Origin of the sequence: Streptomyces anandii JCM 4720, from assembly GCF_014650655.1 — a bacterium.
Lineage (GTDB): Bacteria > Actinomycetota > Actinomycetes > Streptomycetales > Streptomycetaceae > Streptomyces > Streptomyces anandii.
The window spans coordinates 1-209 of the sequence record NZ_BMVJ01000078.1; the positions used below are offsets into that span (position 1 = coordinate 1).

Here is a 209-nt window from a genome sequence, read left to right on the forward strand (position 1 = left end):
GACGGACCATTCGGAGCCGTCAGACCATTACTCGCACCGTCCTGATTGATGGCACTCCCCCGCACCACCGCCAGCACAGGATGACCGTTGCGCCGGGCGTCCGACAGCCGCTCCACGAGCAGCATGCCCACGCCCTCACCCCAGCCCGTGCCGTCCGCACCCGCCGCGAAGGCCTTCACCCGGCCGTCCGCCGCAAGACCCCGCTGACG

The 209-nt window shown here is 70.8% G+C and carries 1 protein-coding gene; it reads right to left on the bottom strand.

Translation table 11 applies throughout. From position 1 onward, the window contains the following. Positions 1 to 209 (bottom strand): beta-ketoacyl synthase N-terminal-like domain-containing protein (locus IE249_RS39615; RefSeq protein ID WP_229860021.1); only part of this gene is annotated, 209 nt, incomplete at both ends.